Origin of the sequence: Yoonia sp. R2-816, assembly GCF_046762905.1 — a bacterium.
Taxonomy (GTDB): Bacteria; Pseudomonadota; Alphaproteobacteria; order Rhodobacterales; family Rhodobacteraceae; genus Yoonia.
The window spans coordinates 1-219 of record NZ_JBKQXN010000215.1 but is presented as its reverse complement, the minus strand read 5'-3'; the positions used below and the strand labels follow the sequence as shown (position 1 = coordinate 219).

Annotated in this window: 1 protein-coding gene; it reads left to right on the top strand. The window is 62.1% G+C overall.

The features are described 5' to 3' along the window. On the top strand, positions 1 to 219 hold a 219-nt coding region (locus ACFWW2_RS14130; protein ID WP_393928817.1), incomplete at both ends, for a phage integrase N-terminal SAM-like domain-containing protein.

Below are 219 nucleotides of genomic sequence, written 5' to 3'. Positions count from 1 at the left end.
ATGACAGAGGAGAGAACCACGCCGCTGCGTGAGCGGATGATCGAGGATATGCGCATTCGGGGTCTGCGGCAGCAATCTCAACAAGCGCACATCCGGGCGGTGAAGCATTTCGCCGGGTTTCTGGGGCGCTCGCCCGATACTGCCACGACGGAAGACCTGCGTTCGTATCAGCTTCACATGACGGATGCCGGGGTCACGCCCTCGGTCTACAACGCGCGC